Source organism: Rhodococcus sp. T7 (assembly GCF_009872365.1).
GTDB lineage: Bacteria > Actinomycetota > Actinomycetes > Mycobacteriales > Mycobacteriaceae > Rhodococcus_F.
In genome coordinates this window covers 1-20,337 of sequence record NZ_WXYH01000382.1, presented here as the reverse complement: position 1 = coordinate 20,337, position 20,337 = coordinate 1, and the positions used below count along the sequence as shown (strand labels likewise).

The window sequence follows — 20,337 nt, the reverse complement described above, 5'->3', positions numbered from 1 at the left end:
CGGAAGGCCGTGAGCGACCCGGCTCAGCCGCGCGGCAGCCCGAGAATCCGCTCGGCCGCCACGGTCAACAGGATCTGCGTCGTTCCGCCCGCGATGGACAGGCACCGGGTGTTCAGGAATTCACGCGCGAGCGAACCCTCCACCCAGCCGTCCGTGCCGCCGAGTTCCATCGCGAATTCCGCGACCGCCTGCCGTTGACGGACGCCCACCAGCTTGCGGACGCTCGATTCGGGCCCGGGGTCCTGGCCGTCCAGTTGCCGGAGGGTGGTGCGCAGTTCGAGTTGCGAACCGACGAGCGCGTTGCCGATGAGCAGGCCGAGCGTGTCGTCGGTGACCGGGTCGCCGTCGCCCGCGAGTGCGAGCAGTTCCTCCATCGCCGCACCGAGCGAGGAGCCCCCGCCCATCGCGACCCGCTCGTTCGCCAGCGTGGTGCGGGCCAGCTTCCAGCCGTCGCCGAGATTCCCGACCACCAGATCGTCGGGCACGAACACGTCCTCGAGATACACCTCGTTGAACAGGGCGTCGCCGGTGATCTCGCGCAGCGGCGAGATGGTGATGCCGGGGCTCGTCATGTCGACGAGGAAGTAGCTGATGCCCTTGTGTTTGGACGCCTCCCGATCGGTGCGGGCCAGGCAGATCGCCCAGTCCGCCTCCTGCGCCCTCGACGTCCACACCTTCTGACCGTGCAGCCGCCACCCGCCGTCCACCTTCTCGGCCGACGTCCGCAGCGCCGCGAGGTCGGAGCCGGCGCCGGGTTCGCTGAACAGCTGGCACCAGATGATCTCGCCGCGCAGCGTCGGGGTGGCGAAACGCTCGATCTGCTCGGCGCTGCCGTGCTCGAGGATGGTCGGCACGGCCCACCAGCCGATCACGAGGTCGGGTCTGCCGACCCCGGCGGCCGCCAGTTCCTCCTCGATCAGGATCTGCTCCGCGGCGCGCGCACCTCGCCCGTAGGGCGCGGGCCAGTGCGGCGCCAGGTAGCCCGACTCGGCCAGGGCCGCGCGTCGCTCCGACTCCGGCCGGGCCACCAACTCCGCGATGTCGGCGTGGATCCGTGCCCGCTCGTCGTCCAGGCCTGTCAGATCGATCGACAGGTGCCTGCGGGCGCCGGCCCGGGTCAGTTCCGTGACCCGCGACCGCCAGCGGGCGGAGCCGCCGAGCAGCTGCCGCAGCGACGTCGCCCGGCGCAGATAGAAGTGGGCGTCGTGCTCCCACGTGAAGCCGATGCCGCCGAGCACCTGGATGCAGTCCTTGGCGGTCTCGACGGCGGCGTCGAGCGTGATCGTCGCCGCCACCGCGGCCGCGACCGGGAGTTCGCCGCCGTCCGCATTCCACGCGTCCTCCGCCGCCACGGCCGCGTCCCACGCCGCGGCCCCGGACTGTTCGACGCGGCACAGCATCTCCGCGCACAGGTGCTTGATCGCCTGGAACGACCCGATCGGTTTGCCGAACTGCTCGCGAATCTTGGCGTACTCCAACGCCGTTCGCAGACACCAGGCCGCGACGCCGGACGCCTCCGCGGCGGCCAGGGTCGCGGCGAGGTCGGGCACCAGCCCGTCCCGCACCCCCGTGACCACGCGGTCGGCCGCCACCGCCACCCCGTCGCACCGCACCCGCGCGAGCGGACGGCTCTTGTCGATCGTGTCGGCGACCGTGACGGTCAAGCCGTCGGATTCACCGTCGACCAGGCACCACACGACCTCCTCGCCCGTGTCGGCAGGCAGCAGCACGGACACGCCCGTGTCGCCGCCGATCGCGAATCCGGCGTCGCCGGTCACCGTCAACCCGCCGTCGGCCCCGAGCGTCGCGTTCACCGGGGAGTTGCCGAGAGCCACCGCGCACGGCATCGCGCCGTCGGCGAGGTCCTCGGACCACCGTTTCGCGGCGGCGCCGGAGCTGCGCCCGACGACGAGAGCGGCCAGTGCGGTGGAGAGAACAGGACCCGGCACGAGTTCGGTCGCGGCCTGTTCGAGCATCGCGGCGAGATCGACGATCTCCGCTCCCGACCCACCGACCTCTTCGGGCACGGCGACCGAGAAAATTCCGAGCGAAGAGAACGACTGCCACGAGGTGCGCCACGAATCTGCTGGTCCTTGCCGTACTGTGACCAGCGGGTCCGTCGACCGCGCCCAAGCCTGGATCGCACCCGCTGCAGCCTTCTGTTCCTCGGTGGTGGCGATAGTCACAACGGGTATCCGCCTCTCCTGAATGACACATTCGTCTAGAACGTGTTCTAATATGACACCTGGCCATGAGTCAAGGCGCGAAGGAAAACAGGTAATGACGACCAGCTCTCGATCACGGTCCACGACGGTCGCTGCGGCGACGCTGGGCGAGGACGATCTCAGTTCCAACGCGCAGAAGGAACGGCGCAAGCGGATCCTCGACGCGACCCTGGCCCTGGCGTCCAAGGGCGGATACGAAGCCGTGCAGATGCGGGCCGTGGCCGAACGCGCCGACGTCGCCGTGGGAACGCTGTACCGCTACTTCCCGTCCAAGGTGCACCTGCTGGTGTCGGCGCTCGCCCGCGAGTTCGAGCGGATCGACTCCCGCGGAAAGAACCCGCCGGGCCGGAACCCGCTCGAGCGGATGCAGCTGATCCTCAGCCAGATCACCCGGGCCATGCAGCGCGACCCGCTGCTGACCGAGGCCATGACGCGCGCGTTCATGTTCGCCGACGCGTCCGCCGCCGCCGAGGTCGATCAGGTGGGCAAGCTGATGGACCGGCTGTTCGCCCGCGCGATGACGGACACCGAACCCACCGAGGACCAGTTGGCCGTCGCCCGCGTCATCTCCGACGTGTGGCTGTCGAACCTGGTGGCCTGGCTCACACGCCGCTCGTCTGCGACGGATGTCGCGAATCGGCTCGAACTCACCGTCGAACTGCTGCTCGGTGACGGGAGCCGCAGACCCGAATAGGACGCGATCGGGGCACAGCCCCGGCCGAGAACGCGCTCACATCCGTCGCATCCCCTAGATTTGAACGTGTGAGCGCCCATGATCTGCCCATCGAACTTCGTCGTGCCCTCTCCCGGGTGGCGCGGACCCCTCGTCTGCTCGTCGCGTCCGATTACGACGGCACGATGGCTCCCATCGTCTCCGATCCCGAAAAGGCGTTTCCCCACGCCGAATCGGTGCGCGCTCTCCGCGCCCTGGCCAGCCTCGCCGGCACCACGGCGGCCGTGATCTCGGGCCGGGCGCTCAAAGACCTCGCCGCGCTGTCGCGGTTGCCCGCCGAGGTTCAACTCGTCGGTAGCCACGGCTCGGAATTCGACATCGGGTTCATCCACGCGATCGACGCCGACGCCAAGAAACTTCTCGGCGAGATCACCGAGGAACTCAGGCGGATCTCCGCCCTGCACGCCGGCACGTCCGTGGAGGCGAAGCCGGCGAGCGTCGCCCTGCACGTCCGCAACGCCGACGCCGAGGAAGGCGCCCAGGCCCTGGCCGCGGTGCGCGGCGACGCCGGACAGCGGGTGGGCGTGCAGGTCACCGAGGGCAAGTCCGTCATCGAACTGGCCGTCGTCGCCACCGACAAGGGCCACGCCCTCGACCTGATCCGCCACCAGGACGGCGCGACCGCGGCCGTGTTCGTCGGCGACGACGTCACCGACGAGAAGGCGTTCGCGCGTCTCCAGGGCCCCGACCTGGGCGTGAAGGTCGGCCCGGGCGAGAGCCTCGCCGAATTCCGGGTGTCGAGCACCGAAGACGTCGCCGCCGCCCTCGCGTTCCTGCTCGAGGAGCGCCGCACCTGGCTGTCCGGGGCGCACGCACCGCCGATCGAACGCCTCACCATGCTCGCCAGCCCGCGGACCGTCGCACTGGTCACCCCCGACGCGACCCTCACGTGGTTGTGTCATCCCGAACCCGACTCGGCTTCTGTCTTCGCCCACCTGCTGGGCGGGCCGGAGGCCGGCCACTTCAGCGTCGGCCCGCACCGCAGCGCCCTGCCACTGAGCCAGCGGTACATCGACAGCACGATGACCGTGCAGACCCGGTGGGCCAGCCTGTCCGTCACCGACTATCTGCCGCACGACGTCCGTCTGGGCCGCACCGACCTGACCCGGGTGATCAGCGGGCAGGCCGCCGCCGTCGTGACGTTCGCACCGCGGCCCGAGTTCGGCCAGGGCCAGGTCATCCTCGAGGCGGTCAGCGAGGGACTGCGGGTGCACGGCACCAACGAGCCGATCGTGCTGCGCTCCCCCGGCGTGCAGTGGAACGTCACCTCCGACGGCAATCAGCAGACCGCGCATGCCGTCGTCGATCCGTCCGGCGGCGACGTCGTCCTGGAGTTACGTTGCGGCACCGAGGACCTCGGGCCTTCCGAGACCCCGGAGGCGGAACGCCGCGCGCTGGCCGAAGCGTACTGGTCGGACTGGGCGAAGAGCCTCACCCTGCCCACGCTGAAACCCGACCTGATGAAGCGTTCCGCGCTCACTCTCCGCGGCCTGGTGCACGTCGATTCCGGCGCGATCATGGCGGCCGCCACCACGTCGCTGCCCGAGGAGATCGGCGGCGTCCGCAACTGGGACTACCGGTACTGCTGGCTGCGCGACGCGGCGCTCACCGCGTCCGCGCTCGTCAGTCTCGGTTCGCTCAGTGAGGCCGAGGGCTACCTGGACTGGGTGCACGACGTGCTCGAGACGCTGCCCGGCCCCGAACGCCTGCACCCCCTCTACACGTTGCACGGTGGCGGTCTGCCGCCCGAGGCTGTCATCGACTCGCTGCCCGGATACGCGGGCTCGCGTCCCGTCCGCATCGGCAACGCGGCCAACCAGCAGGTGCAACTCGACGTGTTCGGACCCATCGTCGAACTCATCCACGACCTCTCCCACGCCCGCGAGAAGCAGGGCGTCGAGGTGGCGCTCAACGACCGCGACTGGGAACTGGTCTGCGCCATGGTCGAAGCCGTCGAACGGCGCTGGTTCGAACCCGACCACGGCATCTGGGAGATCCGCGACAACCCGCGCCACCACGTGTACTCCAAGGTGATGGGCTGGGTCACGGTCGACCGTGCGGTGGCGCTCGCCGAACACTTCGGCCGCGACGTCGAACCCGGCTGGACATCGCTGCGCGACAAGATCGCGGAGGAGGTGCGCGAGAAGGGCTGGAAGGACGAGGTCCGCTCGTTCACCGCCGCCTACGACGGCACCGACCTCGACGCTGCCACCCTGTTCATCGGACTGTCCGGGTTGATCGACCCGTCGGACGAGAAGTTCGCGGCCACCGTCACCGCCACCGAGGCGGAACTGCGCAGCGGGTCCACCGTGTACCGGTACCACCACGACGACGGCCTGCCCGGCACCGAGGGCGGGTTCCACCTCTGCGCGGCCTGGCTGGTGGAGGCGTACCTGCTGGTCGGTCAGCGGTCGCAGGCGGAGGCGTTGTTCGCGCAACTGGTCGACGCCGCCGGACCGACCGGCCTACTCAGCGAGGAGTACGACCCCGTCGCCGAGCGGTCGCTGGGCAACCACCCCCAGGCGTACAGCCACCTGGGCCTGCTGCGCTGCGCCCAGCTCCTGGCCTGAGCCGGAGGCCGGGTCAGCGTCTTGCTGGCCCGGCCGTCGAACCGCGGAGGAGTTCCGTCTCGAGCATCTCGACGGTCGCGACCCCGGAGTGCGACGGCGACATGAGCAGAGCGCCTGCCCTGCGACCCTTCTCCTCCTGCGGTTGCCGCACCGTGGTCAGGCCCTCGCGCAGCGCTTCGTCGACGCCGTCGAATCCGGTGACCGACAGCTGACCGGGCACGTCGATGCCCTGCCAGCGCGCCCAGTCCAGCGCGCCGAGAGCGAGGACGTCGGTGGTGCACACGAGCGCGGTGATCCGGGGATTCACGCCGAGCGCCTGCGCGGCACCGGCGTGCCCCGACTTCCCGGTGTGCTCGAACCGCTCGATGACGGTGAGCGTCGCGGGGTCCAGGCCCGCGTCGGACATGGCATCGCGCACGCCCTCGATGCGTTCACGCTGGACGTGGAAATTCGGCGACCGCAAACGCTCCGCGCCGGCGACCCCGTCCGAGCGGTCGCGCCCCAGCCTCATGCTCAGCACGCCGATGTCCCGGTGGCCGAGGCCGATCAGGTAGTCGGCGAGACCGCGCATCGCGCCTCGGTCGTCGATGCCCACGAGCGACGCCCCCGGGATCTCCCGCGGCTGATCGCACACGACCATCGGCAGGCGACGCTCGTACACCGCCGCGAGGTACGGGTCGTCGTCCGCCACCGAGTACACGACGAACCCGTCGACACCCGCCTGCTGCACGACCGCCGCGGCGTCCGCCTCCTCCCGGCCCGGGCCCGCCGGGATCAGGAGCAGACCCTGCCCCGCGGACTCGCACGACTCGGCCAGCCCGGACAGGAAGCTCATCGCGGCGGGGTCGCGGAAGGAGTAGCTGAGGGCCTCGGTGAGCAACAGTCCCACGGCCCCGGCCTTGCGGGTACGCAGCGACCGGGCCACCGGGTCGGGGCCCGGGTAGCCGCGGCGCTTCGCCGCCTGCAGCACCCGGTCGCGGAGTTCGGCAGAGAGTTGATCCGGCCGGTTGTATGCGTTGGACACCGTCGTTCGCGAAATATTGAGCTCGGCCGCGAGCGACGCCAGCGTGGCTTGGCGACGTGGCTGTCGAGACCTGGGCATAGGGGGACGTTAGTACCTGGCGCGGGTTCGGGCTCGTCGGGGCTGCACCGAAAGTGCACTACCAGGACCGATCCGCTAAAGTGCAACGGTAACGGTTACCAATAGCGTTTAGCGCTTCGTTGTGTCAGGAGTTCTCTGTGCGCGCTTCCTCCGGTTTTCGTGCCGCCACGGCGGCCGTCGGGCTGTCGTTCGCCGCGGCCCTCACCCTCACCGCGTGCGGCTCCGACACGACCGGCGACGGCACCCTGACCGTCGTCGCGTCGACGAACGTCTGGGGCAGCGTCGCCCAGGCCGTCGCCGGCGACAAGGTGGACGTCACCTCGATCATCACCGAGCCGTCATCCGACCCGCACTCCTTCGAGGCGAGCCCCACCGACGCCGCCAAGCTCACCGACGCGTCGCTGATCGTCTACAACGGCGGCGGGTACGACCACTTCGTCGACGACATCATCGGCACCGGCAACAGCGACCAGCTCACGGTCAACGCGTTCGACCTCCTCGAGGGCGGCGCGCATGCGGGCGAGGACGGCGGCGACTCGCACGAGGGTCACGACCACGGCGACGTCAACGAACACGTCTGGTTCGATGTCGACACCGTCGACGCCACCGCGCAGTCCATCGCCGACAAGCTCGGCCAACTCGACCCCGGCAACGCCGACGCCTACAAGGCCAACGCCGCCGCCTTCCACGGCCAGCTCGAGCAGATCTCCGCGATCACCGACGGCATCGCCGCAGCGCACAAGGACGCGCCCGTCGCACAGACCGAACCGATCGCCTACTACCTGCTCCAGTCCGCGGGCCTGAAGGACGTCACCCCGCCCGATTTCACGAGCGCCATCGAGAACGGCAACGACCCCGCACCCGCCGCCATCGCCGCGACGCGGCAACTGCTCACCGGCAAGCAGGTGCAGGCCCTCGTCTACAACGTGCAGACACAGGACCGGGTCACCCAGGACGTGCGCGCCACGGCCGAGTCGGCGGGCATCCCCGTCGTCGAGGTGACCGAAACCCTGCCCGAAGGCCTGGACTACATTCAGTGGCAGACCAACACCGCCGAGTCGCTTGCCGCGGCTCTGCAATAGAACTGATCGGCTTGTGACAGAACCCACTTCGAAGAACGCCGGCAACGGTCGCGTCCCCGCACTGGAATTGACGGGGGCGCGACTGTCCTTCGGCGAACGCACGCTCTGGCAGGACCTCGACCTCACCGTGGAACCCGGCGAATTCGTCGCCGTCCTCGGACCCAACGGGTCGGGCAAGACGTCGCTGCTCAAGGTGCTGCTCGGCCAGCTCGCACTCAGCTCCGGCACCGCGCGCATCGCCGGAACCCCGGCGCGGAAGGGCAATTCGCACGTCGGGTACATCCCCCAGCAGAAGTCGCTCGACGACGGGTTGCCGCTCCGCGGCCGCGACCTCGTCGGGCTCGGCGTCGACGGCCACCAGTGGGGAACCGGTCTCCTCCGGCGAGGTCGGCGCCGGGCCATCGTCGACGCGGCGATCGCCGAGGTCGGCGCTCAGCACTACGCGGACGCGCCGATCGGTTCCATGTCCGGCGGTGAGCAGCAGCGACTGCGGATCGCGCAGGCCCTCGTCGGCAACCCGCAGATGCTGCTGTGCGACGAACCGCTGCTCAGCCTCGACCTGGCCAACCAGAACCTCGTGTCCGGCCTCATCGACCGGCGCCGCCGCACCCACGACACGGCAGTCCTCTTCGTCACCCACGAGATCAACCCGATCCTCCCCCTCGTCGACCGCGTGCTCTATCTCGTCGACGGCCAGTTCCGCATCGGCAAACCGGAAGAGGTCATGACGTCGGAGGTGCTGTCCGAGCTGTACCGCACCGACGTCGAGGTGCTGCACGTGCGCGGTCGCCTCGTCGTGATCGGCACCGGCGACGCCATCGACGCACTCGGCAGCGCGGGCGGCCTCCGCCCCGGCGAGGGTGTGCACCACACGGACGAGGGACACGCATGAGCAACAAGTTCACCGACGCCATGTCACGGATGTTCGACGTCTCCGCCACCGTCGACCTGCTGCAATACGACTTCGTGCAGCAGGCCTTGATCGCGGGCGCCATCCTCGGCCTCCTCGCCGGAGCCATCGGGCCGCTGATCGTGAGCAGGCAGATGTCGTTCGCCGTGCACGGCACGAGCGAGCTGTCCCTGACCGGCGCATCCGCTGCCCTGCTCATCGGCGTCAGCGTCGGGGCAGGCGCCATCGCCGGTTCCGTGGTCGCGGCCGTCCTCTTCGGGCTGCTCGGCGCCAAGGCCCGCGACCGTGACTCCGTGATCGGCGTGATCATGGCATTCGGGCTCGGATTGTCCGTGCTGTTCATCTGGTCGTACCAAGGACGCACCGGCACCAGTTTCTCGCTGCTGATCGGCCAAATCGTCGCACCCGGCGACAGCGGCCTGCAGTTGCTCCTCCTCTGCGCCGTGCTCGTCATCGGAGTCCTCGGCCTGATCTACCGTCCCCTCCTGTTCTCGAGCACCGACCCCGACGTCGCCGAAGCCCGCGGCGTCCCCGTGCGCGCCCTGTCAATCGTGTTCGCCGTCCTCGTCGGCATCACCGCCGCCCTCGGCGTCCAGATCGTCGGCGCACTGCTGGTGATGGCACTGCTCATCACCCCCGCCGCAGCCGCCGCCTACGTCACCGCCAGCCCCCTCAAGGCGACCATCCTGTCGATCGTGTTCGCCGAACTCGCCGCCGTCGGCGGCATCCTGCTGTCCCTCGCACCCGGCGTGCCCGTGTCCAGCTTCGTCACCACGATCTCGTTCGTCATCTACCTCGCCTGCCGACTCAGCGGGTCATCACGACGCAAAAACGCCGGACGCATCGCCCACACCCACGCACACACGCACTGAGCCGGATCGATGCAAGCCGCCTACAGGTGGTCGGGGAAAAACGGCGCCAGCGTCGTCGCCACCTTCGTGGCCTGATCACACGCCGCACCCACGGTCGTGAAATCCTCCAACTCGCTGTACCCGATCATGAACTCCAAAATCCCAGGCTCAATCGCCACCGACACCGTGCACGCACTACCACCGCGAAAATCCGACACCAGCGCACTCCGCCCACCGATCTCGGTCTCCCTCAGGACGTTGAAGCGGTCGCTGGACTCGACGCTGGTGAACGTTTCGGCAATCGCGGATATGACGACGCCGTAGTCAGGGTTGCGCGATCGATACGAACACGAACGATTTGCTGGCTCGTCCGACAAACGCGACCCCGCGCGCACATCGATCTTCGCCGCTTGGATTGCTTCATGGGGAAGCCCATCGCATGGGTGGAAAGCGATCTCAGGAACGACCGCTTCGGCTGGCCGACCGAGTGATTCCGCGCAACCACTCAGCCCCACAATTGTCGCCATTGCGATTGTCACGGTATAGGAAACCCGAATCCTCACAGGTGGTCAGGGAAGTGCGGAGCAATAGTCTTCGCAACCTCGAGAGTCCTACCGCATGCAGCGTCGGCTGTCTTGAAATCCTCGAGTTCGCTGTACCCGATCATGAACTCCAGAATTCCCGGATTGATGTCCACCGACACCGTGCACGCACTGCCGCCGTGAAAATCTGAGACCAGGGTCCTATGCCCGGCGATCTGGGTCACACTCAGGACTTGAAATCGCCCGCTCTTCTCAATGTCCTGAACAGTCTCCGCCCGCGCTGAGACAACGACCCCGTAGTAGCGGTCGCGATCCAAATATCGACACGAATTCGAGGTCGGGTTCTTATCGTTCTCACGCACTGGCGCTTGGGCGTCGATTCGAGCCTGGGCAACGGCATCCGCCGGAATTCCATCGCATGGTTGGTACGTGATGACTGGCGTGTCTTCGTGCACAGCGTCGCCTTCAGTATCAGTCGTACAGGCCGCCGCTATGGCACCCAGCGAGGCCATTGCGCAGACGCTCGCCACAACTCGGTACCGACTCTTTCTCACGCCATTCCCCCCGTCGCGCCGAGGGCAGCCGCGTTCGCGGAATCCTGCTCCATATATCGTCGCAAGACCGCTTCGAACATTGACTTCATGTCCAATGCATACGTTTGATGAGCCCTGAACAGGCCCACAGCAGTGTTTGCGAAATCAATTCCCTCGCCACCAATAGCCTTCTCGTCGAACTTGCGAGCGATATCCGCTGCCGACGCAATGTCCGCCTCACCGATTCCCAAGGCCACCGCGCGTAGTTCTGTGCGGGCCCGGCTCGCAAGGTCTCCCCACCCCTTCGCGTGGTCATCACACAGCTTGATGCACCGCTCGATGCCTGCCGGGTCGAGTTCGAGCCGGCCGCCCCCGACGACCGTTTCGGTGAAAGCCTTCCAACCGGCTTCCGGTGCTTCTGGTCCCGCCATGGTTCTGTCCCCTCCCTGTGTCCCCACCTGTGCAATCGCCGGCGCGTGGCAATCTACCAACCGCGGGCACCGACCGAGCCTGCCCGAGGCGTCGTACCCACCCTGATCAGGGTGTCGAGCGAGGATACGAGCTGGTCGGGACCTGCCGGGTGCGCGGCGGCGGGATCGTGTGGGCCGATCACGTAGCGGCCGTCGCCGGCAATGTCGATCCACTGCATGACGCCGACGTCGCGGCCCGTGCCGTAGCGGGGGCCTCGGAAGACTCGGATCTTGCCGCGGCCGACGTATCCCTTCTGCACCGCGGATTCGAGTCGCGGGACGGGAGCCGCCCGGTTGACCTCCTGCAGGATTCCCTGGGAGAAGTGGGCGTCTTCTTCGTTCCGTCGCTGGAATCGGCGCCTGCCGGCGGCGTTCTGCGGGATGAGTCCGATCAGTTGCGCGCCCAGTTTTCCGGCCTGCCCGGCCCCGATCACCACGTCGCCGCCGATCCGCGGTGCCCGACCAGGTAGTTGTGACGCAATCACGACCCACTGCCGGTGCTGCGCACCGATGATGCGGATCGGTGTCTCGTCGGCGGTGGAGCCGGAGATTTCGACATACACCTCGGGCTCGGCAAGCACGCCCAACGCCGACTTCACGTCGTCGTGCTCGGCTCCCGCGAATGCTTCTCGTATCCTGTTCTGCTCTGCCACATAGGCGTTGAGTCCGGGGTGTGCGCTCACGATCCGGAACGGGTACGGGATCCGGTCCTGCCCGGTGCCGGCCCACAGTGCGTCGAACAGTTCGGGACGCAGCCGCCAATTGCGCATCCTCATGCGCCGATCACCGGCGGCGAAACGAGGGGCAGTTTGCCGATCAGCTCGTTGCCGTTGTCGAGGGTGATCAGGTAGTCGGGGGTCTTGTGTTCCTTGTCCTCGCCGCCGCCCTTGGCAGCCCCCGGGGCGCCGCCCATCATTCCGCCGCCCGGGCCGGTGCCTCGTATCCCGGCGCCGGTGCGACCACCGGTTGCAGCACCCGCGATCCCGGGTGTTGAGCCCGGCCGGGCGCCTGCCCCCACCCGACTGCCGGCGCCGACGCCGCTCGCGCTGCCCAGCCCGCCGACGCCGAGTCCGCCTGCTCCGGCACCTCCACCCGCACCCGCACCCGGGGCTCGTGAGCCGGCACCCGAGGACGAATCGACACCCGGCGGCACAGCCGATCGGCTCTGCGCTGCCTGATCACCCGTCACCGAGGCCGGGGTCGTCACCGCCGGCGCGGTGGCCGACGCCGGCACGGTGGCCGACGAAGGCGCGGTGTCCGCATTCTGCGGTGTGTCGTCCGCTGCGGGAGTACCGGGCACAGCGGATGCATCGCTGTCGGGTGCGGCGCCGGAAGTCGGCTGCCCGGCGCTAGGTCGCCCGAACCGATCACTCGAGCTGGGAGCGCCGCTCGAGTAATCGACGCCCGGAGCGGACGGACCCGAAGGAACATCAACAATGCTCTCCGGTCTCGTGAACGACGGGACGTTGCCGTCCGAAGTCGCGAGCCCCGGGTTGTAGATCGTGGCCATCTTCTCGCGCGCTTCGCCCTCGCGCCGGTAGTACTCGTCCTCGGTGTCCGTGTCCCAGGGGGTCAGCTTGTCCCACAGTCCGGTGCCGATGGTTTCGGGAACCTGCGACCGCAGCGACGCGACCGTCTCCGCCAGCGGGGTCAGCGCCGCCGCCACGCCGTGGAGCTGATCCTGTGCCTGCGGCGCGGACGTCGAGTACCGCTCGGTCTCGGCGTAGGCCGCCGACGCGGCAACCCCCTGCCAGCTCTCGCTGATCGTCTTCTTGATCGCGTCGCTGAACTCGACGATCGCGTCGTGGGCCGTCGTCCCGAGTTCGGTCCAGGCTCGCGCGATGCCGCTCACGTGCTCGACGTTCATGCCGGCGACGGCGCTCGCAATCCTCGCGTGGTCCCACTGGTCCGAGTGGAAGTTCTCGGGATCCCTGATGTATGCCGGGTCGGTCACGTTTCCCCCTCCGATGGCGCGGTCCGCCACACACGGTCAATTGTTCTGACGCAGCAGGACCCTCACCGGTTCCGCCCGCCCCCGCGAGAGAATCTACAAGACGGCCCTCGGAACCCTAATATCGAATATGTGCCGGCAATCGATCTGAACAGCGACCTCGGCGAGAGCTACGGTGCTTGGACCCTCGGCGACGACGTCGCGATGCTGAAGCTCGTGACCAGCGCCAACGTGGCCTGCGGTTTCCACGCGGGTGATCCCGCGACACTGTGGGCGTGTTGTTCCGCGGCGTCCGAGTTGACGGTCCGGATCGGCGCGCAGGTGGGCTACCACGACCTCGCCGGGTTCGGACGCCGGTTCATCGACGTCACACCGCGTGATCTGACAGCCGACGTCGTCTACCAGATCGGCGCCCTCGACGGTCTCGCCCAGGTCTCCGGGTCCGCGGTGGCGTACGTGAAACCGCACGGCGCGCTGTACAACGCGATCGTGCATCACCGTGAGCAGGCCCGCGCGGTGGTCGCGGCGGTGACCGCGTACGACGACACGCTTCCCGTTCTCGGTCTGCCCGGTTCGGTGTTCCTGGAGGAGGCCGAGAAGGCCGGACTGCGGACGGTCACCGAGGCGTTCGCGGACCGCGCGTACACGCCGGAGGGAACGCTGGTCCCTCGCGGGACTGACGGCGCGGTCCTGCACGATCCGGCGGTCGTGGCGGAGCGGGTCCGCAGACTCGTCGTCGATCACACCGTCGAAGCGGTCGACGGCACCGTCCTCGCGGTCACCGCCGAATCCGTCTGCGTCCACGGCGATACGCCCGCCGCGGTCGAGATGGCCACCGCCATCCGGTCGTTGCTCGACGCCGAGGGCGTCACGGTGGAGCCGTTCGTGTGATGCGCATCCTCGACGTCGGAGAAAGCGCGATCCTCGCCGAGTTCGAGGATCAGGGCACCGTGCTCGCGCACTTCCGTGCTCTCGACGACTCCCGGCCGCCCGGTGTCCGGGAGGTGATACCGGCGGCGCGCACCATCCTGGTGCGATTCGACCACGGCGCGACCAGTCGCGACCGCGTCGCCAGGTGGGTGCGGAAAACGGAACCGGCGGCGGTTGTCGCCGAGGACGCCCCGGAGGAGGTCCGGATCGCCGTGCGCTACGACGGGCCCGACCTCGAGGACGTGGCCGAACTGACCGGGCTCGGTGTCGACCGCGTCGTCGCCGCACACACCGGAACACCGTGGACGGTGGCGTTCTGCGGCTTCGCCCCCGGTTTCGGGTACCTCACCGGCGGTGCACCCGAATTGCACGTGCCGCGCCGCTCGACGCCGCGGACCTCCGTCCCCGCCGGGACCGTGGCGCTCGGTGGGGAGTTCACAGGAATCTATCCCCGCAGCTCGCCCGGCGGGTGGCAGCTCATCGGGACCACCGACGAGACGATCTGGGATGCCGGGCGCACTCCCCCTGCCCTGCTCCGACCCGGCGTGGTGGTGCGCTTCGCACCCGTGAGTACTTATTAACGTCGGGCGGTTAACAAGTACTCACAGGTCCAGGACCAGGCGGTGTCCCCTCGCCCGGGACACGCAGATCATCATGCTGTTGCACTGCGCGCGTTCGCTTTCGGTGAGGAGGTCGTCGCGGTGGTCGACGTCGCCGCCGAGGACCTTCACCTCGCAGGACCCGCAGATGCCCATCTCGCAGGACGACGGATGGTCGATTCCGGCGTCGCGGACGGCCTCGAGCACCGTCTGGTCGGGCCGCACCGGGACGACCTTCTCGCTGCGGGCGAGTTCGACCTCGAACTCTCCGCTCGACTCGACCACGGGGGCCGCCGCCGCGAACCGTTCGAGGTGGAGGTCGCCGGCGCGACCCGCCTGCGACATCCGTTCCACCAGCGCGTCCATGAGGGGTGTCGGCCCGCAGCAGTAGACCGCCGCCCCCGACGAGGACGCCACGACGGACTCCAGATCGAGGTGACCGCGCGCGTCCTGCGGCACCAACCGCACCGCGGACGGGTCCAATTCGCTCACGAATGCGAAGTGCTCGGTGGTGCGGGCGCCGTACACCAGTTCCCAGGTGCGACCGCGCCGCTGCACTTCGCGGATCATCGGCAGCATCGGGGTGATGCCGATGCCGCCGGCCACGAAGACGTACCGGTCCGCCTCTGCCAGTGCGAAGTTGGAGCGTGGCCTGCCGATCTCGACGAGTCGGCCCGGACGCAGCTCGCGATGGACCTCCACCGAACCGCCCCGGCCTGCGGGCAGTTCGAGGACGGCGATGCGGTAGCGCGACGCGTCCGCCGGGTCGCCGCACAGCGAGTACTGCCGGATCGTGCCCGACGGCAGGTGCACGTCGACGTGGGCGCCCGGTTCCCAGGCGGGCAGCGCGGCGCCGTCCGGGTGGGCGAACTCGTAGGAGGTGATCGACTCGGCTTCCCGGCGGGCTACGACCACGCGCAACCGAAGGGTGTGCGGATCAGACGAACTCGTTGACATGACTGCCGTCCTTGACGCGGTTCATCAGTTCGGTGAACGAGCGCCGGTAGTTGAGGGTGAACAGATCGGCGGGCACGGAGAATTCCTGGAACTCCGAATCCCAGGGGATCTCTCGGGGTTCGATGAATTCGACGATCGGGATGTCCTCGAGGTACACCATCTCCTCGACGCGCAGGCATTCCTCGAGGTCCGCGCCCCGGTAGCCGACCTCGTTGGCGACGCCCCAGAAGATCTTGACGTGCTCGTAGTCGATCGGTGAGGGGAACCCGGCGACGATGCGGCGTCCCAGCTTCTCGTAGTGATACGTGATGGACGCGAGACCCGGCGCGGAGCAGCGGTACCGCATCATGCAGTTTCCGTCGTTGGCCCAGTCACCGGAGCCGGCGTCGAGGGGCCGGTCCATCCAGACGTCGAGGCCGTCCCGGTTGACGTTCAGCGGTTCGACGACTTCCGGGGTCGGGCCCATCGACACCTTGTGGACGAACGGGAAGTGCGCGACGTCGCGGAAGTTCTCGATCGTCACCCCGACTCCGACCGACGAGTCGATGGGGTCGGCGGCAAGCCATTCGAGGTCGAGTCCCTGCCACTCCTCGATCTCGTACATGTCGCGGATCGGGTCCTCGAGCACCGTCCAGACGTGGCCGAACCGTTCGACCGCGGGGTAGGTGGCGATCGAGGCGCGCGGCGGGATCTTGCCCTGATCCGCCAGGGACGGGATGCGGCTGCAGCTGCCGTCGGTGCTGGAGAACTCCCAGCCGTGGTAGGGGCAGCCGATCGAATTCCGGTGCACGTCGCCCATGGACAGGTCGCCGCCGCGGTGCGGGCAGCGCCGGGACTGCACCGAGATCCGCCCCTCGCCGTCGCGGTAGATCACCAGGTTGACGCCGAGAAGTGTGGCCGTCTGGGGCTTGTCGAGGTCGCAGAGGCGCGCGACGGGGAACCAGGAGCGGCGCATCGACGCTTCGGCCAGTTCACGTTTGGTCGGGGTGGGGATCGAGGTGGTCACGAGGGTCCTTTCGGGGAGTTCAGGCGCCGACGACGAGCGCTCCACCGTTGACCGCGAGGGTCTGACCGGTGATGAAGGCGGCTCCGTCGGAGGCGAGGAAGGCGACGGCCGCGGCGATTTCGTGGGCGTCGCCGAGACGGCCGAGGGGGACGGCGGCGAGTTCTGCGGCGTAGACGTCGTCGGGGACCATCCGGGTGTGGATCGCGCCCGGGGCGACGGCGTTGACGAGGATCTTCTGCGAGACGAGTTCGGAGGCAAGGGCCTTCATCAGCCCGAGTTGCGCGGTCTTGGACACCATGTAGCCGTAGGAGTGACCGTCCGGCACCTGCCCCCACTGCGAGGAGATGAAGATGACGCGCGGCGCCTCGCTGCGGGCGAGGAGCGGCGCGGCGGCCCGGGTGACGGCGTACGGCCCGAGGACGTTGACGTCCAGGTAGGGCCGCAGGTTCTCGACGGGCGTGTCGCCGAGGGTCTTCCAGTCGTGCATGATGCCGGCGTTGTGGACGAGGATGTCGAGGCGACCGAAGTTGTCGATCGCGACGGCGACGACCCGCTCACCGGCGTCCGGTGCGGTGACGTCCAGTTCGAGGCATTCGACGCGGCGGCCGGTGCTGTCGCGGATCTCCTTGGCGACCGCCGACAGTTCCGCGGCGTCGAGGTCGGCGATGATCAGGTCGGCGCCGCGGGCCGCGAGGGTGCGCGCGTGTGCGGCACCCATCCCCCGGGCCGCGCCGGTGACCAGTGCGACGCGGTCGTCCAGCCGGACACCGGGAATCGCGGTGAGACTCATGCCCCGGCCCCCACGATGTGCGGCTCGGTGACGTACAGCATGTTGCCGTCGGGGTCGAAGAACGGGCGGTACTGGTACCAGGTGCCGCTGGGGTGCTTCCACTGGATCCGTTCGTCGACCCATTCGACGTGCCCGTCGAGCGCGGCCTCGGCCTCGTCGAGGCTGTCGACCTCGAACGCGATCGAGTCGTAACCGGGCGCGTTGTCGGGGTTGACCGCGGTACGGCGCGGCGCATGTTCGCCCACTTCGGATTTGAAGATGTACAGCGTGACGTTGCCCATGTCGATCGCCGCCCACTCCTCGTCCTTCTCGTACGGAAGGTGGAAGGGGAGCCCGAGAACGCCGTGGTAGAACTCCACCAGGGCGTCGACATCGCGTGTGAGGATGTCCATGTTGTCGATGCGCTTCAGTTTCAGCACGGTGTTCTCCTTGGTCGGTGCCGCGAAATCGGCGGGAATGGTGCAGGGCCCACCGGAATGGGCGGTCAGGGTTCCGTTCTCGACGTCGAGCGAGACGGTGGCGAGGGTTTCGAAGCGTGCCGACGCCGGCAGCGCCGGATCGACGTGACAGCACGTCGCTCCGCTGCCGAGCAGGTGCGACGTCATCGCCTCGACAACCGCGGGTGCGTCGACGTCCGATCTGCCGGCCAGTCGACGGCGGAGCATGTCGAACCGGATCACGGTGTCCGGTCCGTCCCGGAGTTCCCTGTCGTGCAGGTTCGCCGGACTGCTGAGGAAATGGTTGGTGTGGACGAGGAGGCCCTCAGGGTCCGGCAGGGCGTACCCGATTCCGCCGGGGTTGAGTTCGACGCTCACGGCAGCGGATTCACCGCCGGTGCTCGCGACGAGCGTCAGCGACGTCGACGCGGACACCTCCGCCTGGGCGAGCCGGACGAGCGCGTGGTTGAGGTCGCGCGACTCGTCGAGCACGGCGCGGGCGAGCACGTGCACCGGGACGCCGATCCCGTTCCCGTCCCTCGTGTGGTGGAGGATGTTGAAGTGCACGCCGAGGCCGTGGTCGTTGACGCCGATCTTGCCGACGATGCCGTATTCGGTGACGGTGGTGGTCAGGTGACCGTTGTCGTGCGGAATCTCCCAGACCAGCCACAGGTCGGCGAGTTCGGCGAACCAGTCCCATGCCTGCACGGAAACCGGTGCCGCCCCGCCCCGGAGCCGGACGACCGTCGAGCACTCGCTCGGCGTGGTCGAGCCCACTGCCGCAAGCACTTCGGTACGCGCATTGATCGCCGCAACCCCGGTCACCGGCAGACCGGCGCCCTCCGCGATGCCGGCGATCTCGTCGGCGAGCACGGGTGCGGCTGCCGTGATCCGCTCGAGGGCGAGGGTCCCCCAATGATCGAGGTCGACGGCCGAGCCGGCGGCGCGGTCGAACAACCGCTGGTACGCCGCCACGGATTCACCGACCTGTTCCGCGTGGACGCTGCCGAACTCATATCCTCGATCCCACGGCCGGGTCTGCGTGGACCGGAACCGGCGCGTCACGACGCCACCCGCAGCCGCGGCGCCACCAGTTCGGCGACCTCGTCGAGGCGGGCGAACCACACGTCGCCGGATTCGGCCATGTGCGCCACCACCTGCTCGAACTGGGCGAGCCGGTAGGGGCGTCCGATGACCTCGGGATGCATGGTGAAACTTGTGTGCCTGCGTTCGGCGCGGGCCGACTCGAATTCTGCTGTCCAGCAACGACGCAGCTCTTCGGGGTCGGCGACGTTTCCACCCCCGTCGATGTTCCAGCCGAAGCGCGGCCAGTCGTCGAGCGACCAGTGGACGGGTAGTTCGAGGATCTCGAGGCCGTCCCACGACTCGACGTACGGGCGGTCGTCGCCCATGCAACTGGAGTCGTAGAGGAATCCGCGTTCGACGAGCAGTCCGAACGTCTCGGGGGTGAGTTCCCAGGACGTGGAGCGGTATCCCCGCGGCCGCGGGACGCCGAGCCGCTCGAGAGCTTCGAGGCCCCTGTCGATCTCGTCGATCTGCTGCTGCTCGCTCACCTTGTCGCTGCGCAGGTGCAGGTGTCCGTGGTGGCCGATCTCGTGGCCCCCGTCCAGCAGGCTCTCCACCATCGCGGGATGGTGCTGCGCGGTGTGTCCGGGGACGAAGAACGTGGCCGGGATGTCGTAGCGGCCGAGCAGGTCGAGGATGCGCGGCACTCCGCGCGTGACGCCGTAGCGGCCCTCGGACAGGATGGTCAGACGGCGCGCGTACTCGTCGCCCTCCCCGAGCCAGCCGGCCTCCGCGTCGACGTCGAAGGTCAACGACACTGCGGCAGCCTTGCTGCCCGGCCAGTCTGCGGTGGGAAAGTCCTGAATCGTCAAGACGCGCTCCTCTGATTGCGCCGCTTCGGCGGCGGGTGTGACTCGATGCTGCGCATTTCGGCATCCAATGCGGATTGATTCAACGCTTTGCGTGTTGAAGACCACATTAACAGCGCGCAAACCGGCACACAACCCCAGAAATACTAAAACTTTGCGTCGAACTCCGACGCCCCTGCTGCGCATTGCGCAGCGTCAGTCGCCGCTCTGCGGTTCACCGTCCCGCAGCGCCGCGTAGGCAGCGGGGCGATGCGCGCGCGGCGCACCGGAAACACGAAGGCGGCACCTCGACGCCGTTGTCGAGGTGCCGCCTTCCGGCGTGGGACCCGTTGCGTTACAGCAGGGTCCAGGCTTCGGTGAGGACGCTGCGGAGGATGCTTTCGATTTCGTCGAATTCGGTTTGCCCGCAGATCAGTGGGGGTGCGAGTTGGATGACCGGGTCGCCGCGGTCGTCGGCCCGGCAGTACAGGCCGGCGTCGAACAGGGCGGTGGAGAGGAACCCGTGCAGGATCCGCTCGGCCTCCTCGTCGCTGAACGACTCCTTGGTGGTCTTGTCCTTGACCAGTTCGATGCCGTAGAAGAAGCCCTCCCCGCGCACGTCCCCGACCATCGGCAGATCGGTGAGTTTGTCGAGGGTGGCCCTAAACGCCGGCGCCTGCTCCGCGACGTGGGCGTTGAGGCCTTCGCGTTCGAAGATGTCCAGGTTCGCCAGCGCCACCGCCGCGGAGACGGGGTGCCCGCCGAAGGTGTAGCC

General features: G+C 68.6%; 20 protein-coding genes. 7 read left to right on the top strand and 13 right to left on the bottom strand.

Features of this window, described 5'->3' with window-relative positions; translation table 11 throughout:
• Window positions 1–23 precede the first annotated feature (23 nt).
• On the bottom strand, window positions 24–2,186 hold the full coding sequence (locus MLGJGCBP_RS42260) for an acyl-CoA dehydrogenase (protein ID WP_160103563.1): 2,163 nt from the start codon (window positions 2,184–2,186) through the stop codon (window positions 24–26).
• A gap of 94 nt (window positions 2,187–2,280) precedes the next feature.
• On the opposite strand from MLGJGCBP_RS42260, the gene kstR reads away from it, so the two are divergent.
• Both kstR and otsB read left to right on the top strand, forming a co-directional pair.
• The gene (gene kstR, locus MLGJGCBP_RS42255) at window positions 2,281–2,919 is read left to right on the top strand and encodes a cholesterol catabolism transcriptional regulator KstR (RefSeq protein WP_005566090.1); all 639 of its coding nucleotides are present in this window, start codon (window positions 2,281–2,283) and stop codon (window positions 2,917–2,919) included.
• Window positions 2,920–2,987: 68 nt separating this feature from the next.
• Window positions 2,988–5,528, top strand: coding sequence for a trehalose-phosphatase (gene otsB / locus MLGJGCBP_RS42250; RefSeq protein WP_160103561.1), 2,541 nt, complete (start codon window positions 2,988–2,990; stop codon window positions 5,526–5,528).
• A 13-nt stretch (window positions 5,529–5,541) separates the two neighbouring features.
• On the opposite strand, the gene MLGJGCBP_RS42245 is transcribed toward otsB, so the two are convergent.
• Entirely contained in the window at window positions 5,542–6,630 is a 1,089-nt protein-coding gene (locus MLGJGCBP_RS42245) for a LacI family DNA-binding transcriptional regulator (RefSeq protein ID WP_160103559.1), read from the bottom strand.
• Between the two features lie 137 nt (window positions 6,631–6,767).
• Between MLGJGCBP_RS42245 and MLGJGCBP_RS42240 the strand changes: the two genes are divergently transcribed.
• From MLGJGCBP_RS42240 to MLGJGCBP_RS42230, 3 genes are read left to right on the top strand one after another with little or no spacing between them, the layout of a single operon-like run.
• On the top strand, window positions 6,768–7,712 hold the full coding sequence (locus tag MLGJGCBP_RS42240) for a metal ABC transporter solute-binding protein, Zn/Mn family (protein ID WP_160103557.1): 945 nt from the start codon (window positions 6,768–6,770) through the stop codon (window positions 7,710–7,712).
• 13 nt (window positions 7,713–7,725) lie between these two features.
• On the top strand, window positions 7,726–8,604 hold the full coding sequence (locus tag MLGJGCBP_RS42235) for a metal ABC transporter ATP-binding protein (protein WP_160103555.1): 879 nt from the start codon (window positions 7,726–7,728) through the stop codon (window positions 8,602–8,604).
• Window positions 8,601–9,494, top strand: coding sequence for a metal ABC transporter permease (locus MLGJGCBP_RS42230; protein WP_072939481.1), 894 nt, complete (start codon window positions 8,601–8,603; stop codon window positions 9,492–9,494). Before MLGJGCBP_RS42235 ends, MLGJGCBP_RS42230 begins: the two co-directional genes overlap by 4 nt.
• Window positions 9,495–9,514: 20 nt before the next feature.
• On the opposite strand, the gene MLGJGCBP_RS42225 is transcribed toward MLGJGCBP_RS42230, so the two are convergent.
• From MLGJGCBP_RS42225 to MLGJGCBP_RS42205, 5 genes are read right to left on the bottom strand one after another with little or no spacing between them, the layout of a single operon-like run.
• Window positions 9,515–10,000, bottom strand: a complete 486-nt coding sequence (locus tag MLGJGCBP_RS42225) for a DUF3558 domain-containing protein (RefSeq protein ID WP_160103587.1) — start codon at window positions 9,998–10,000, stop codon at window positions 9,515–9,517.
• 32 nt (window positions 10,001–10,032) lie between these two features.
• Window positions 10,033–10,527, bottom strand: a complete 495-nt coding sequence (locus MLGJGCBP_RS42220; protein ID WP_160103553.1) for a DUF3558 domain-containing protein — start codon at window positions 10,525–10,527, stop codon at window positions 10,033–10,035.
• A gap of 38 nt (window positions 10,528–10,565) precedes the next feature.
• Window positions 10,566–10,979, bottom strand: coding sequence for a hypothetical protein (locus MLGJGCBP_RS42215; RefSeq protein WP_160103551.1), 414 nt, complete (start codon window positions 10,977–10,979; stop codon window positions 10,566–10,568).
• 53 nt (window positions 10,980–11,032) lie between these two features.
• Window positions 11,033–11,794: an ESX secretion-associated protein EspG gene (locus tag MLGJGCBP_RS42210; protein WP_160103549.1), complete on the bottom strand. Its 762-nt coding sequence runs from the start codon at window positions 11,792–11,794 to the stop codon at window positions 11,033–11,035.
• Window positions 11,791–12,972: a PPE domain-containing protein gene (locus MLGJGCBP_RS42205; protein ID WP_160103547.1), complete on the bottom strand. Its 1,182-nt coding sequence runs from the start codon at window positions 12,970–12,972 to the stop codon at window positions 11,791–11,793. Before MLGJGCBP_RS42205 ends, MLGJGCBP_RS42210 begins: the two co-directional genes overlap by 4 nt.
• 129 nt (window positions 12,973–13,101) lie before the next feature.
• On the opposite strand from MLGJGCBP_RS42205, the gene MLGJGCBP_RS42200 reads away from it, so the two are divergent.
• A complete protein-coding gene (locus tag MLGJGCBP_RS42200) occupies window positions 13,102–13,860 on the top strand; it encodes a LamB/YcsF family protein (RefSeq protein WP_160103545.1) in 759 nt (252 codons plus the stop codon).
• Window positions 13,860–14,480: a 5-oxoprolinase subunit PxpB gene (gene pxpB, locus MLGJGCBP_RS42195; RefSeq protein WP_160103543.1), complete on the top strand. Its 621-nt coding sequence runs from the start codon at window positions 13,860–13,862 to the stop codon at window positions 14,478–14,480. Before MLGJGCBP_RS42200 ends, pxpB begins: the two co-directional genes overlap by 1 nt.
• 21 nt (window positions 14,481–14,501) lie before the next feature.
• Here pxpB and MLGJGCBP_RS42190 read toward each other — a convergent pair whose 3' ends face one another.
• The 6 genes from MLGJGCBP_RS42190 to MLGJGCBP_RS42165 all read right to left on the bottom strand — a co-directional run.
• Window positions 14,502–15,455 carry a PDR/VanB family oxidoreductase gene (locus tag MLGJGCBP_RS42190; protein ID WP_160103541.1) on the bottom strand — a complete coding sequence of 318 codons (954 nt, stop codon included), beginning with the start codon at window positions 15,453–15,455 and terminating at the stop codon, window positions 14,502–14,504.
• The gene (locus MLGJGCBP_RS42185; protein WP_160103539.1) at window positions 15,436–16,461 is read right to left on the bottom strand and encodes an aromatic ring-hydroxylating oxygenase subunit alpha; all 1,026 of its coding nucleotides are present in this window, start codon (window positions 16,459–16,461) and stop codon (window positions 15,436–15,438) included. The genes MLGJGCBP_RS42190 and MLGJGCBP_RS42185 overlap by 20 nt, the downstream gene beginning before the upstream one ends.
• A 19-nt stretch (window positions 16,462–16,480) precedes the next feature.
• Entirely contained in the window at window positions 16,481–17,251 is a 771-nt protein-coding gene (locus MLGJGCBP_RS42180) for an SDR family NAD(P)-dependent oxidoreductase (RefSeq protein ID WP_160103537.1), read from the bottom strand.
• Window positions 17,248–18,753, bottom strand: a complete 1,506-nt coding sequence (locus tag MLGJGCBP_RS42175) for a C45 family autoproteolytic acyltransferase/hydolase (RefSeq protein WP_160103535.1) — start codon at window positions 18,751–18,753, stop codon at window positions 17,248–17,250. Before MLGJGCBP_RS42175 ends, MLGJGCBP_RS42180 begins: the two co-directional genes overlap by 4 nt.
• Window positions 18,750–19,586 carry a polysaccharide deacetylase family protein gene (locus MLGJGCBP_RS42170; protein WP_160103533.1) on the bottom strand — a complete coding sequence of 279 codons (837 nt, stop codon included), beginning with the start codon at window positions 19,584–19,586 and terminating at the stop codon, window positions 18,750–18,752. The genes MLGJGCBP_RS42175 and MLGJGCBP_RS42170 overlap by 4 nt, the downstream gene beginning before the upstream one ends.
• 331 nt (window positions 19,587–19,917) lie before the next feature.
• Window positions 19,918–20,337, bottom strand: a 420-nt coding sequence (locus MLGJGCBP_RS42165) for an aminotransferase class III-fold pyridoxal phosphate-dependent enzyme (RefSeq protein WP_160103531.1), incomplete at its 5' end; no start/stop codon positions are given.